Source organism: Pseudomonas sp. JQ36 (assembly GCF_053851495.1).
Genome location: NZ_CM132642.1, coordinates 4,602,807 through 4,615,072, shown reverse-complemented (window position 1 = coordinate 4,615,072; position 12,266 = coordinate 4,602,807). Strand labels below are relative to the sequence as shown.

Here is a 12,266-nt window from a genome sequence, read left to right as displayed (position 1 = left end):
GGTGTTAAAACCTGCTGCCGATGTAGCGCATTTTTTGTGGCGAGGGAGCTTGCTCCCGCTTGGGTGCGCAGCGCCCACAAGATTTTGGGTCTGCTGCGCAGCCCAGCGGGAGCAAGCTCCCTCGCCACAATGATGTATATCCGGTTATTTGGTGCCGGTATGGCCAAATCCGCCCGCGCCGCGCTCGGTTTCGACGAACTCTTCAACCATTTCGAAATGCGCCTGCACCACCGGAACCAGCACCAATTGCGCCAGACGCTCGCCGACGGTCATGGTGAAGTCGTTCTGGCCACGGTTCCAGCACGACACCATCAACGGGCCCTGGTAATCCGAGTCGATCAGGCCAACGAGGTTGCCCAGCACGATGCCGTGCTTATGGCCCATGCCCGAGCGCGGCAGGATCAGTGCGGCGAGGTTCGGGTCGCCGATGTACACCGACAGACCGGTAGGGATCAGCACGGTTTCACCCGGCTTGATGACGATGTCCTGCTCCAGCATGGCGCGCAGGTCGAGGCCGGCGGAGCCCGGGGTGGCGTATTGCGGCAGCGGAAATTCAGTACCGATGCGGGGGTCGAGGATCTTGGCTTGCAAAGCGTGCATGTAAATTAAACCTGGTTCAGACGTTCGGCGATAAAAGTGACCAGTTGGCGAGCGATCTTGCTCTTGCTGGTCTGGGCGAAAACGGTGGCGTGAAGCCCACGATCGATCACGCTGCAGGCGTTTTCTTCGCTGTTGAAACCGATGCTCGGGTTGGCGACGTCGTTGGCGACGATCAGATCGAGATTCTTGTCTTTCAGCTTGCGTGCAGCGTAGTCGAGCAGGTGTTCGGTCTCGGCGGCAAAGCCGACACTGAACGGACGGTCGGGACGGGTCGCGATGGTGGCCAGGATGTCCGGGTTGCGCACCATTTGCAGGACGAAGCCGTCGCCGCTTGTAGGGTCTTTCTTGAGTTTTTGCGGGGCAACGACTTCCGGACGGTAGTCCGCCACCGCCGCCGACGAGATGAACACGTCACATGGAATGGCCGATTCGCACGCTGCGAGCATGTCGCGGGCACTGACCACGTCGATGCGCGTGACGCGATCCGGCGTCGGCAGGTGCACCGGGCCGCTGATCAGGGTCACGCGGGCGCCGGCTTCCACCGCAGCTTCGGCCAGAGCGAAGCCCATTTTCCCGGAGCTGTGGTTGGTGATGTAGCGCACCGGGTCGATGTTTTCCTGGGTCGGGCCGGCGGTGATCACCACATGCTTGCCGGTCAGCGCCTGTCGCTGGAAGCAGTCCGCCGCGCACTGCGCCAGATCGGTGGCTTCCATCATCCGGCCCATGCCGACGTCGCCGCAGGCCTGGCTGCCAGAGGCCGGGCCGAAAGTCTTCAGGCCGCGACTTTCAAGGAGTTGCAGGTTGGCTTGGGTTGCCGGATCGCGCCACATCGCCTGATTCATTGCTGGCGCGACGGCCACCACGGCGTCGGTGGCCAGCACCAGGGTGGTCAGCAGATCGTTGGCGATGCCTTGGGCCAGACGGGCGATCAGGTCAGCGGTGGCCGGGGCGATCAGCACCAGATCGGCCCATTTGGCCAGTTCGATGTGGCCCATCGCCGCTTCGGCGGCCGGGTCGAGCAGATCCAGGTGAACCGGGTGCCCGGACAGCGCTTGCATGGTCAGCGGGGTGATGAACTCGGCGCCGCCATGGGTCATGACCACGCGCACTTCGGCGCCCTGGTCGATCAGGCGACGAACCAGATCGGCGCTCTTGTAGGCCGCAATGCCGCCGCCGACGCCCAGAACGATGCGTTTCCGATACAGCCGCTGCATAGGTCTGCCTTTACATTTCGTGGGTGACATACGTGGCGAAACCCCCTCCCCAGGGTGAATTCGCCCGCAAAAAAGATGGGCTACGATATCACAGCGACCGCTATGGAACAGCGGTGCCCACAGACAAGGAAGGTGTATGAGTATTCGCGATTGGCCGGCGGCGGAACGGCCGCGGGAGAAGCTGCTTGAACAGGGCTCGGGAAGTCTTTCGGACGCCGAGTTGCTGGCGATTTTTCTTCGTACCGGGGTCACGGGAAAGAGCGCGGTGGATCTGGCGCGACACCTGTTGACGCAATTCGGCAGCCTGCGCGCATTACTGGAGGCCGATCTCGCGGCGTTCAGCGGGCAGTTGGGATTGGGGCCTGCGAAATTCGCGCAGTTGCAGGCGGTGCTGGAAATGGGGCGGAGACATCTGGCCGAGTGCATGCGTAAAAAGCCGGCGCTGGAAAATCCGCAGGCAGTTCGGGACTATCTGAAATCCATGCTGCGCCATGAGCCCCACGAGGTGTTCGGCTGCCTGTTTCTCGACTCCAAGCATCAAGTACTGACGTTCGAGGCACTGTTTCGCGGCTCGATCGACAATACCAGCGTGCATCCCCGGGAAGTGGTGAAACGCTCATTGGCCAACAACGCGGCGGCGGTGATTCTCTGCCATAACCACCCGTCGGGGAACAGCGATCCGAGTCAAGCGGATCGGCAACTGACCAAGCGTTTGCAGAAGGCTCTGGACCTGATTGATGTGCGGGTGCTGGATCACTTCATCATTGGCGACGGCGAGCCGCTGTCGATGGCGGAGTGTGGCTGGATGTAGCTTTCTACAACAAACGCCAACCCCTGTGGGAGCGGGCTTGCTCGCGAAGGCGGTGGGTCAGTCACTAAAAATGTTGGCTGATCCGACGCCTTCGCGAGCAAGCCCGCTCCCACAGGGGGGCTGTGTTGTGGAAGGTTATTTCAGGTTGACCTTGGAGTAGTCCTGGCGGCCGAACGGGCTCACTGCGTAACCCTGCACATCCTTGCGCGTCAGCGCATAAGCGGTCGGGTGTGCCAGCGGCAACCAGAGTGCCTGCTGCTGAATCTGCGCCTGCGCCTGTTCGTACAGCTTGGTGCGCACGCCTTGCTCGCTGGTGGTCTTGCCGGCGCTGATCAGCTTGTCCAGGTCGGCATTGCAGTAGCGGGCGAAGTTGGTGCCGGACTTGACCGCCGCGCAGGAAAACTGCGGCGTGAGGAAGTTGTCCGGATCGCCGTTGTCGCCGGCCCAGCCCATGAACAGCAGGTCATGCTCACCAGCCTTGGCGCGGCGAATCAGTTCGCCCCACTCGATCACGCGGATTTCCGCCTGAATGCCGATTTCCGCCAGATCCGACTGCAGCAATTGCGCGCCCAGACTCGGGTTCGGGTTGAGCAGGCTGCCGGATGGACGCGTCCAGATGGTGGTCTGGAAGCCGTCCTTGAGTCCGGCCTTGGCCAGCAGAGCCTTGGCCTTCGCCACGTCGTGTGGATAGCCCGGCAGGTTCTTCGCGTAGCTCCAGGTGTTCGGCGGGTAAGGGCCATTGGCGGGTTCGGCGGTGTCTTCGAACACGGCTTTGACGTAGTTGGCTTTGTCGAAAGCGAGGTTGATCGCCTGGCGCACTTCCGGTTTGTCGAGCGGTGGATGCTGGCTGTTGATGCCGACGAAAGCGGTCATGAACGCGTCAGTCTTTTCCACTTTCAGGGTCGGCTCTTCCTGCGCGGCCTTCACGTCCAGCGGTTTTGGCGACAGGGCGATCTGGCACTCGTTGCGCCGCAGCTTTTGCAGGCGCACGTTGGCGTCCGGGGTGATGGCGAAGATCAGCGGGTCGACCGCAGGCTTGCCGCCGAAGTAGTCCGGGTTGGCCTTGTAGCGCACAGAGGCGTCTTTCTGGAAGCGCGTGAAGATGAACGGACCGGTGCCGATCGGCTGGCTGTTGAGCTTATCGGTGGCGTCGGCCTTGAGCAGTTTGTCGGCGTATTCGGCGGAATAGATGGAGGCGAAGCCCATGCTCAGGGTCGCGAGGAACGTCGAGTCCGGGTGATCGAGAGTAAAGCGCACGGTCAACGGGTCAAGCGCGTCGATTTTCTTGATCAGTGCCGGCAACTGCATGGACTGGGCGTGCGGGAAGCCGCTTTGCGCCACTTTGTGCCATGGGTTGGCCGGATCGAGCATGCGGTCGAAGCTGAATTTGACGTCTTCGGCGCTCAGGGTACGGGTCGGCTTGAAATAGTCAGTGCTGTGAAACTTCACCTGCGGGTGCAGCTTGAACACATAAGTCAGGCCGTCGGTGCTGATTTCCCAGCTGTCGGCCAGGCTCGGCACGACTTTGCCGCTGGTGGTATCGAAGTCGACCAGACGGTTCATCAGCACATCGGCCGAAGCGTTGGTGGTGGTCAACGAGTTGTATTGCACCACGTCGAACCCCTCGGGGCTGGCCTCGGTGCACACGCTCAGGGCGGCAGCCTGGGCCAGGGGACTCAGCAGAAGCGGGGCGAGTAACAGGGGTAGGGCAGCGAGGCGCATGGTCGGCTTCCTTTACAGATCGAAGGCCATCTGCAGGTGCAGTCTGGAAAAGGGTTACCCTAGAGGGCTGGATTGCAAATGACTATCCCCTTTTTGCATTTTTCGGGCCGGGGCAGTGGCGTTTTTCAGACCACGGTGCACGAGGAAAAGTCGAAAACCTCTGTTAGAGCGGTTTTCTGCGACGAGTGGTCGAAACTCGCCTCAGCCTTTATCCAAAGCGTCCGCAGCCGGAAAAAGCGCCTTTTTACCGCTTGATTGCACATCCATTGTTGTTGCACCCCGGTCTTTCTGGTATAAAGCAGCGCTCTTTTCTAGGGGCCCGGTTCCTTCACTGTAGGTGTAGCCGGTAAGACCTCTAAAGAAACGCGGCGCCTGGCGCCAAATGACTGAGAGATTAAGCGGCCAACCCATGCCGGGTTGGGCATGTGGTTTTAGAGGGCTGAGGCATGTCGAGAGTATGTCAAGTTACCGGTAAGGGTCCGGTAACCGGGAATAACATTTCCCACGCAAACAACAAAACCCGTCGTCGTTTCCTGCCGAACCTGCAGCATCACCGCTTCTGGGTTGAAGAAGAGAAACGTTTTGTGCGTCTGCGCGTATCTGCCAAAGGCATGCGCATCATCGACAAGCGTGGCATCAGTGTCGTGCTCGCCGAACTTCGCCGCGATGGCAAGATTTAAGGGAGCTAATCATGCGTGAATTGATTCGTTTGATCTCGAGCGCCGGTACTGGTCACTTCTACACTACCGACAAGAACAAGCGTACTACCCCGGACAAAATCGAGATCAAGAAATATGATCCGGTTGTTCGCAAGCACGTGATCTACAAGGAAGGCAAAATCAAGTAATTGATTTTTCCCGACTTACAAAAAAGGCCCGTATCTCACGATACGGGCCTTTTTTGTTGTCTCGGATTTCTGCGGTGTCTGGCCGGACCTCTTCGCGAGCAAGCCCGCTCCCACAGTAATTGCGCGATGACGCAAATATTGTGTTCACAGAGATCAAATGTGGGAGCGGGCTTGCTCGCGAAGAGGCCGGATCAGCCAGCGAAAATCCTCAAGCCTTCTGTTCAAAGATCACATAGATCTTGCGGCAAGCCTCCAAGACTTCCCAAGTACCACGGAAACCGGCCGGAATCACAAAGCGGTCGCCAACACGCAAGGTCTTGGCATTGCCATCGCTGTCACGCAGCACCGAAACCCCCTGCAGGATTTCGCAATATTCGTGCTCGGTGTAGTTCACCGTCCACTGCCCAACCGCGCCTTCCCACACGCCAACACCCATTTGCCCACAAGGGCTGTCGTACTGGTTGAACACTGCTTGCTCGGGATCGCCCTTGAGCACTTTGGCCGGGTCCGGGCGATAGCGTTCGGCTTCGCTGCTGGTCAGGCTGATATCGACGACGTTCTGGATGTTCATTGTTGTTTTCTCCCGTGATGACGGCGCGGTGGCTTGAATGGGCCAAAGTCTATGTTTATTAAAATGAACACCGCAAGGGCGTATGGCGCGCTTATGTCAAATATATTGAAACAACCCCGGCCGCTGGTTTAGGGTGGCGGGTGCCTTGGGCCGAAAAGCAGGCTGGCCGGGCAGCATTCCTGAAGACGTCCGCGAAGACGCGGCGCTCTATTCAACAAGAGGAGGACACTCGAATGACCACCCTGACTCGTGCCGATTGGGAACAACGTGCTCGCGACCTGAAGATCGAAGGCCGCGCCTACCTCAACGGTGAATACACCGACGCCGTCTCCGGCGAGACTTTCGAGTGCATCAGCCCGGTCGATGGCCGTCTGCTGGGCAAAATCGCCAGCTGTGACGCCGCCGACGCCCAGCGCGCCGTGGAAAACGCCCGCGCCACCTTCAATTCCGGCGTCTGGTCGCGCCTGGCGCCGACCAAACGCAAAGCCACCATGATTCGTTTCGCCAACCTGCTCAAGCAGCACGCTGAAGAACTGGCACTGCTCGAAACTCTCGACATGGGCAAACCGATCAGCGACTCGCTGTACATTGACGTCCCGGGCGCGGCGCAAGCGCTGAGCTGGAGCGGTGAGGCGATCGACAAGATCTACGACGAAGTCGCCGCCACCCCGCATGATCAACTGGGTCTGGTGACCCGCGAGCCGGTGGGCGTGGTCGGCGCCATCGTGCCGTGGAACTTCCCGCTGATGATGGCCTGCTGGAAACTCGGCCCGGCGCTGTCGACCGGTAACTCGGTGATCCTCAAACCGTCGGAAAAATCTCCGCTGACCGCCATCCGCATCGCTGCGCTGGCAGTGGAAGCCGGTATTCCAAAAGGCGTGCTCAACGTGCTGCCGGGCTATGGCCACACCGTCGGCAAGGCGCTGGCGCTGCACAATGATGTCGACACGCTGGTGTTCACCGGTTCGACCAAGATCGCCAAGCAACTGATGATCTACTCCGGCGAATCGAACATGAAGCGCGTGTGGCTGGAAGCCGGCGGCAAGAGCCCGAACATCGTCTTCGCCGATGCGCCGGATCTGCAAGCCGCTGCCGAATCCGCCGCCAGCGCCATCGCCTTCAACCAGGGCGAAGTCTGCACCGCCGGTTCGCGTCTGCTGGTCGAGCGTTCGATCAAGGACAAATTCCTGCCGATGGTGATCGAGGCGCTGAAAGCCTGGAAGCCAGGCAATCCGCTGGACCCGGCGACCAACGTCGGTGCGCTGGTCGATACCCAGCAGATGAACACCGTGCTGTCGTACATCGAATCCGGTCACAGCGACGGCGCCAAACTGGTGGCCGGCGGCAAGCGCATCCTTCAGGAAACCGGTGGCACTTACGTCGAACCGACGATTTTCGACGGCGTGAGCAATGCGATGAAGATCGCTCAGGAAGAGATCTTCGGCCCGGTGCTATCGGTCATCGCCTTCGATACCGCCGAAGAAGCGATCCAGATCGCCAACGACACTCCGTACGGCCTGGCCGCTGCAGTCTGGACGCAAGACATTTCCAAGGCGCATCTGACGGCCAAAGCGTTGCGGGCCGGCAGCGTGTGGGTCAACCAGTACGATGGCGGCGACATGACCGCGCCGTTCGGTGGCTTCAAGCAGTCGGGCAACGGTCGCGACAAGTCGCTGCACGCGTTCGACAAGTACACCGAGCTGAAGGCGACGTGGATCAAGCTGTAAGCCTTTAGCGCAAGCCTGACTCGTTCAGGCTTGCGAACATACAGAGATCCCCTGTGGGAGCGGGCTTGCTCGCGAAAGCGGTGTATCAGTCAGCACATCTGCTGAATGTGAAACCGTTTTCGCGAGCAAGCCCGCTCCCACAGTGGTTTTGTAATGAACATAAAAATATCCACAGGAGCGTGGACCATGCGTTGGGCGACGTATTTCGCCGTGTTGGCGTCTGTCTTGAGTGTCGGTCTGGCCCTGGGGGTCAGCATGCCGCTGGTGTCGTTGCGTCTGGAGAGTTGGGGCTATGGGTCCTTCGCCATCGGCGTGATGGCGGCGATGCCGGCGCTTGGCGTATTGCTGGGCGCGAAGATTTCCAGTCATCTGGCGGCACGTCTCGGCACCGCGAACCTGATGCGCCTGTGCCTGTGGGCCGGCGCATTGTCGATCGGCTTGCTGGCGCTGCTGCCGAGTTATCCGGTCTGGCTGGTGCTGCGCCTGATGATCGGGGTGATCCTGACCATCGTATTCATCCTCGGCGAAAGCTGGATCAATCAACTGGTGGTGGAGAACTGGCGCGGTCGTCTGGTCGCTCTGTATGGCAGCAGCTATGCGCTGAGCCAACTGTCTGGTCCGCTGCTGTTGGGGGCGCTGGGTACTGAGCATGATTATGGATTCTGGGTCGGCGTCGGGTTGCTGACGGTTTCGCCTTTGCTGTTGATGGGCCGCAGCGGTGCGCCGAGCAGTGAAGCCAGCAGCGTGACCTTCGGCGACCTGTGGGGGTTTGCCCGCGAGTTGCCGGCGATTGCCTGGGCAGTGTCACTGTTCGCCGCGTTCGAGGCGATGATCCTCACGCTGCTGCCGGTGTATTGCCTGCAACAGGGCTTCACTGCCGAGATTGCGCTGGCGATGGTCAGCACCGTGGTGGTCGGCGACGCACTGTTGCAACTGCCGATCGGCGCGCTGGCGGATTACCTGTCGCGACGCACGTTGTTCGCCGGTTGCGCAGTGATCCTGATGCTGTCGAGTCTGGCGATTCCGCTGTTGATCGACACGCTGCTGATCTGGCCGTTGTGGGTGTTGTTCGGCGCCAGTGCCGGTGGCCTGTTCACTTTGTCACTGATTCTGATTGGCGAGCGTTATCGCGACGATGCTCTGGTGCGCGCCAATGCGCACATTGCGCAGCTGTGGGGTGTGGGCTGTCTGATCGGGCCGTTGCTGGCGGGGGCGGGCAGTCAGTGGATCAGCGGGCATGCGTTGCCTTTGTTGATGGCGGCGGGGGCGTTTGGATTGGTGATTCTGCTGATGCGTCAGGGGGCATTCGGGACGGTGCAGACGGCTTAAGGTCAAAAGATCGCAGCCTGCGGCAGCTCCTACAGGGAAACCGCATTCCAGTGTAGGAGCTGCCGCAGGCTGCGATCTTTTGCTTTTTAAAGCATCCGCTCCAGACCGACAGTGGTGCTGAACCACGCATTGAAGCGCCGCCACCAGCTCCCCGGTTCCTTGGTCAGGGTGTGCATCTGACCATTATCCTCGGTTACCCAGACGATCTCGCCATCCTGCAGTTTCGCTTCATAACTCAGGGCCGGCGCCATGCCTTGCAGCGCCAGTTCGCGCACGTGTTCGGCTAGTTCCGGGCTGTCCACCAGAACCCCGACTTCGGTGTTCCACAGCACTGAGCGCGGATCGAAGTTGAACGAGCCGATAAATGCTTTCTGCCGATCGAAAATCATTGCCTTGCTATGCAGGCTGGAATCCGAACCACGGAAAGACTTGCTGTAGAAAAGATGCGGGCCGCTGCCATAGTTATCCCCAGGCTGACGGCGCAGTTCATACAGTTTCACCCCGTGCTCCAGCAGCGCCTTGCGATACGGTGCGTAACCGCCGTGCACCGCCGGCACATCGGTAGCTTCCAGCGAGTTGGTCAGCAGGCTCACCGAGACCCCGGCGTCGGCCCGCCCGGTCAGGTATACCAGCCCCGGCTGGCCGGGCACGAAGTACGCCGAGATCATGATCAGCTCTTTGCTGACGCCGCGCAGTTCCGGCGCCAGTTGAGTGGTCAGCAACAGTTGCGGGTCCGGTTCGTCCTTGGCCAGCACTTTGCTCGGCGCATCCCACAGCGCCTGGTTCCAGGCCCAGATCAGTTCCTTGCGCCAGATGTCCATGCGTGGCGCGGTCTTGAACGTCATCAACTGTTGATACAGCGCGTGATTCTGTTTGCGGGTTTCATCCAGCGACTCTTCCAGGCGCGTGCGGGTGTTCTGCAGGTCTTTGGCGCTTGGTTTGCTGGAGAGGAATTCGTCGATCGGCTTGCTCAGCGCGCTGTTCCAGTACTGATCGAAACTGTGCCCGAGTTGCTCGGCCACCGGGCCGACGCTGAGCATGTCGATGTCGGTGAAATTCAGATTCGGCTCGGCATCGAAATACTCGTCGCCCAGATTGCGCCCGCCGACGATGGCCACGCTGTTGTCCGCCAGCCACAACTTGTTGTGCATGCGCCGGTGTTGCAGCGACAGGTTGAACAGGCGTCCGGCGGCGCGGGTCACGCCGGTGCTGCGACCCAAGTGCAGCGGGTTGAACAGGCGGATGTGGATCTGCGGATGCGCCGCCAGTGTGGCGATGATCGTGTCGAGGCCATCACTGGTGGTGTCGTCGAGCAGGACGCGCACGCGCACGCCCCGGTCTGCGGCCTTGAGCAGTTCCTCCACCAGCATCCGCGTGCTGACGCCGTCATGGACGATGTAGTACTGCAAGTCGAGGCTGGTTTGTGCGTTGCGAATCAGCTCGGCGCGGGCGGTGAACGCCTCGGTGCTGTTGGACAGCAAGCGGAAGCCGGAGCGGCCCTGATAGGGCGCGGCCTGGGTCTGAATCGAGCGACCGAATGCGGAGCCCGCGGCCGGCAACGCCTGGCTGGGTTCGCGCGGCGCATCGAGGGTGGCGCAACCACTGGCCAACGAGCACAACACACAGACAGCGAGCAATTTTTTTCCGGGTCGCACGTTGGTTTCTCGGCTGGAGGCAGGGGGTGACGGAGTATGGCACGCAGAGGATTTCAAAGACCGCTTACGGCGGATCCTCGCCACACTGTGTAAACAATTAGTCGTTCAAAAGTAGGAATGAGTTCGCCTGTGGTTTTGGACTATTTGTTTTGTTGTTTTTTCAGCTCCTGGTCGGCGCCGATTCCTACATACGGATCCTGCAAAAAACGAAATCATCGCCCCGGTGTTCAGCGTCTTGTGAAGGCAATGCGCTGAACAACGGCCATTGATCAATAACCGATGAAGTAGGGACTGATGAAAAAAACAACATGGATGGCAGCCGTCGCGGCTGCAGTATTACCCACCCTGGTGGTCGCCGAGAGCGTGGATCTGAGCGTGATCGGAACCATTATTCCGACGTCGTGCATCCCCGCGTTTGCCGGTGGTGGCACGGTAGATTTGCGCAAGATATCCGCAGCCACCCTGAACAAGACCACGCAGACGGTGCTGCCGACCCACGATATTTCGCTGCACATCAATTGCGATGCAGAGGCATCGGTCGAGGTGTCGGTCAGAGACAATCGCACAGCCACCAAATTGCCGGGCATCAACGATGGCGCCGGTAACAGCGATCCGGCTTTGTTCTATGGCCTGGGTGAAATCAACGGCATCCGTATCGGTGGATTTGCGCTGCGTCACGGTCTTCCGGAAGCCGACGGTGCCCCGCAGACCCTGATGACACGCACTCTGGCAGCGCCGGCCTGGCAACTGCCTGCTTCGCCGCTGGTGAGTAATGCGCCGGCGCTCTACTCATGGGGTTCCGGCGTGGCAGCTGGCCCGGTCGCGGCACGTCACCACGGGTTTCCGATGAGCCTGTTGCCGATCATCGGCCCGAGCAACGCGCTGCCGATCACCAGCGAGATTCCGCTCGATGGCTCGGTGACCTTCGACATGTACTACCTCTGATCGTCAGAGCCCGGTCATTACCGGGTTCTTTCAGGTTCTTTCAGGTTCATTCAGCGCGCCCCTCGACGGGTGCGCTGCCCCCTGCGGAGCAATACCGATGCCGATTTCCATGTGCCGCCCAGGCTTGCGGGCGCTGCCACTGTGCCTGCTCGCCTTGATTTTGATGCCCGGGGCCCACGCTGCCGGAATGGTGCCGCAAACCCCTGTGCTGGTGGTGGATGAGGGTATCGGTGAAGCGACGATGAATGTGCGAAACACCGAAACGCGTCCGGCCCTGCTGCACACCACAGTCGAAAATATCGAGCCGCATGATCAACTGCTGTTGCTGTTCAGTCCGCCGATTGCCCGTGTCGAAGCCGGGGCGGTGCAGCAGGTACGGTTCATGTTGCAGAGCGCCGAACCGTTGCAGACCGAGCATCTGAAACGGGTGATTTTTGAGGGGATCAATCCTGTCGCAGGTGTCGACGGCGCCCGGGTCAATCTGGGGGTTCGGCAAAACCTGCCGGTGATCCTGCGCCCCGCCGGCCTGCCGGTGGAGCGCGAGCCATGGAAACGCCTGAGCTGGTCAGCCACGGCTGAAGGCTTGCTGGTCAGTAATCCCAGTCCTTACGTGGTGCGCCTGGCTAAAGCGATTGTTCCGCTGCCGGGCACACAGGCGGTGGATCTGCCGCGTACCTGGATTCTGCCGGGAGAGCGCCTGTCTGTCGGGCTGCCGATGAGCGTGACAGTGCGGGCAATGGAGGTACGGATCTTTCCGGCGACCACGTATGGCTTTGCGGTCGGCCATTTCGATGCCCCGGTAACGCGATGATGTCCTGTAGGGCCCGGCGGGGACTGGCACTGCT

General features: G+C 60.6%; 12 protein-coding genes. 7 read left to right on the top strand and 5 right to left on the bottom strand.

The window, feature by feature from the left end:
* Positions 1 to 144: 144 nt before the first annotated feature.
* Complete coding sequence (dut, locus tag ACS4NR_RS20865; protein ID WP_047596787.1) at positions 145 to 600, bottom strand: dUTP diphosphatase; 456 nt, start codon at positions 598 to 600, stop codon at positions 145 to 147.
* A gap of 5 nt (positions 601 to 605) precedes the next feature.
* Positions 606 to 1,814 carry a bifunctional phosphopantothenoylcysteine decarboxylase/phosphopantothenate--cysteine ligase CoaBC gene (gene coaBC / locus ACS4NR_RS20860; protein WP_095137696.1) on the bottom strand — a complete coding sequence of 403 codons (1,209 nt, stop codon included), beginning with the start codon at positions 1,812 to 1,814 and terminating at the stop codon, positions 606 to 608.
* A 136-nt stretch (positions 1,815 to 1,950) separates the two neighbouring features.
* On the opposite strand from coaBC, the gene radC reads away from it, so the two are divergent.
* Entirely contained in the window at positions 1,951 to 2,625 is a 675-nt protein-coding gene (radC, locus tag ACS4NR_RS20855; protein ID WP_027610412.1) for a RadC family protein, read from the top strand.
* 135 nt (positions 2,626 to 2,760) lie between these two features.
* Here radC and ACS4NR_RS20850 read toward each other — a convergent pair whose 3' ends face one another.
* Entirely contained in the window at positions 2,761 to 4,347 is a 1,587-nt protein-coding gene (locus tag ACS4NR_RS20850; protein WP_166495217.1) for an ABC transporter substrate-binding protein, read from the bottom strand.
* Positions 4,348 to 4,793: 446 nt separating this feature from the next.
* Here ACS4NR_RS20850 and rpmB point away from each other — a divergent pair, with 446 nt between their 5' ends.
* A complete protein-coding gene (gene rpmB, locus ACS4NR_RS20845) occupies positions 4,794 to 5,027 on the top strand; it encodes a 50S ribosomal protein L28 (RefSeq protein ID WP_003229474.1) in 234 nt (77 codons plus the stop codon).
* Between the two features lie 11 nt (positions 5,028 to 5,038).
* The gene (rpmG, locus tag ACS4NR_RS20840) at positions 5,039 to 5,194 is read left to right on the top strand and encodes a 50S ribosomal protein L33 (protein WP_003177274.1); all 156 of its coding nucleotides are present in this window, start codon (positions 5,039 to 5,041) and stop codon (positions 5,192 to 5,194) included.
* A 208-nt stretch (positions 5,195 to 5,402) separates the two neighbouring features.
* Here rpmG and ACS4NR_RS20835 read toward each other — a convergent pair whose 3' ends face one another.
* Positions 5,403 to 5,765 carry a cupin domain-containing protein gene (locus tag ACS4NR_RS20835; protein WP_097089496.1) on the bottom strand — a complete coding sequence of 121 codons (363 nt, stop codon included), beginning with the start codon at positions 5,763 to 5,765 and terminating at the stop codon, positions 5,403 to 5,405.
* Between the two features lie 233 nt (positions 5,766 to 5,998).
* Here ACS4NR_RS20835 and ACS4NR_RS20830 point away from each other — a divergent pair, with 233 nt between their 5' ends.
* Together ACS4NR_RS20830 and ACS4NR_RS20825 are read left to right on the top strand one after the other, a co-directional pair.
* A complete protein-coding gene (locus ACS4NR_RS20830; RefSeq protein WP_456018223.1) occupies positions 5,999 to 7,492 on the top strand; it encodes an aldehyde dehydrogenase in 1,494 nt (497 codons plus the stop codon).
* 186 nt (positions 7,493 to 7,678) lie between these two features.
* Complete coding sequence (locus ACS4NR_RS20825; protein WP_456018222.1) at positions 7,679 to 8,821, top strand: MFS transporter; 1,143 nt, start codon at positions 7,679 to 7,681, stop codon at positions 8,819 to 8,821.
* An 86-nt stretch (positions 8,822 to 8,907) separates the two neighbouring features.
* Here the strand turns inward: ACS4NR_RS20825 and ACS4NR_RS20820 are convergent, their stop codons facing one another.
* Complete coding sequence (locus tag ACS4NR_RS20820; RefSeq protein WP_208101343.1) at positions 8,908 to 10,458, bottom strand: phospholipase D family protein; 1,551 nt, start codon at positions 10,456 to 10,458, stop codon at positions 8,908 to 8,910.
* 312 nt (positions 10,459 to 10,770) lie between these two features.
* Here ACS4NR_RS20820 and ACS4NR_RS20815 point away from each other — a divergent pair, with 312 nt between their 5' ends.
* Both ACS4NR_RS20815 and ACS4NR_RS20810 read left to right on the top strand, forming a co-directional pair.
* Positions 10,771 to 11,421, top strand: a complete 651-nt coding sequence (locus ACS4NR_RS20815) for a DUF1120 domain-containing protein (protein ID WP_095137691.1) — start codon at positions 10,771 to 10,773, stop codon at positions 11,419 to 11,421.
* Positions 11,422 to 11,518: 97 nt separating this feature from the next.
* Positions 11,519 to 12,232 carry a fimbria/pilus chaperone family protein gene (locus ACS4NR_RS20810; protein ID WP_166495220.1) on the top strand — a complete coding sequence of 238 codons (714 nt, stop codon included), beginning with the start codon at positions 11,519 to 11,521 and terminating at the stop codon, positions 12,230 to 12,232.
* Positions 12,233 to 12,266 lie beyond the last annotated feature (34 nt).

Bases quoted from the DNA above. Each gene is read 5' to 3' on its own strand.
- ACS4NR_RS20815 (WP_095137691.1), top strand. From the start codon at position 10,771: ATGAAAAAAACAACATGGATGGCAGCCGTCGCGGCTGCAGTATTACCC.
- rpmB (WP_003229474.1), top strand. From the start codon at position 4,794: ATGTCGAGAGTATGTCAAGTTACCGGTAAGGGTCCGGTAACCGGGAAT.
- radC (WP_027610412.1), top strand. From the start codon at position 1,951: ATGAGTATTCGCGATTGGCCGGCGGCGGAACGGCCGCGGGAGAAGCTG.
- ACS4NR_RS20830 (WP_456018223.1), top strand. From the start codon at position 5,999: ATGACCACCCTGACTCGTGCCGATTGGGAACAACGTGCTCGCGACCTG.
- ACS4NR_RS20810 (WP_166495220.1), top strand. From the start codon at position 11,519: ATGCCGATTTCCATGTGCCGCCCAGGCTTGCGGGCGCTGCCACTGTGC.
- ACS4NR_RS20850 (WP_166495217.1), bottom strand. From the start codon at position 4,347: ATGCGCCTCGCTGCCCTACCCCTGTTACTCGCCCCGCTTCTGCTGAGT.
- ACS4NR_RS20835 (WP_097089496.1), bottom strand. From the start codon at position 5,765: ATGAACATCCAGAACGTCGTCGATATCAGCCTGACCAGCAGCGAAGCC.
- coaBC (WP_095137696.1), bottom strand. From the start codon at position 1,814: ATGCAGCGGCTGTATCGGAAACGCATCGTTCTGGGCGTCGGCGGCGGC.
- ACS4NR_RS20825 (WP_456018222.1), top strand. From the start codon at position 7,679: ATGCGTTGGGCGACGTATTTCGCCGTGTTGGCGTCTGTCTTGAGTGTC.
- rpmG (WP_003177274.1), top strand. From the start codon at position 5,039: ATGCGTGAATTGATTCGTTTGATCTCGAGCGCCGGTACTGGTCACTTC.
- dut (WP_047596787.1), bottom strand. From the start codon at position 600: ATGCACGCTTTGCAAGCCAAGATCCTCGACCCCCGCATCGGTACTGAA.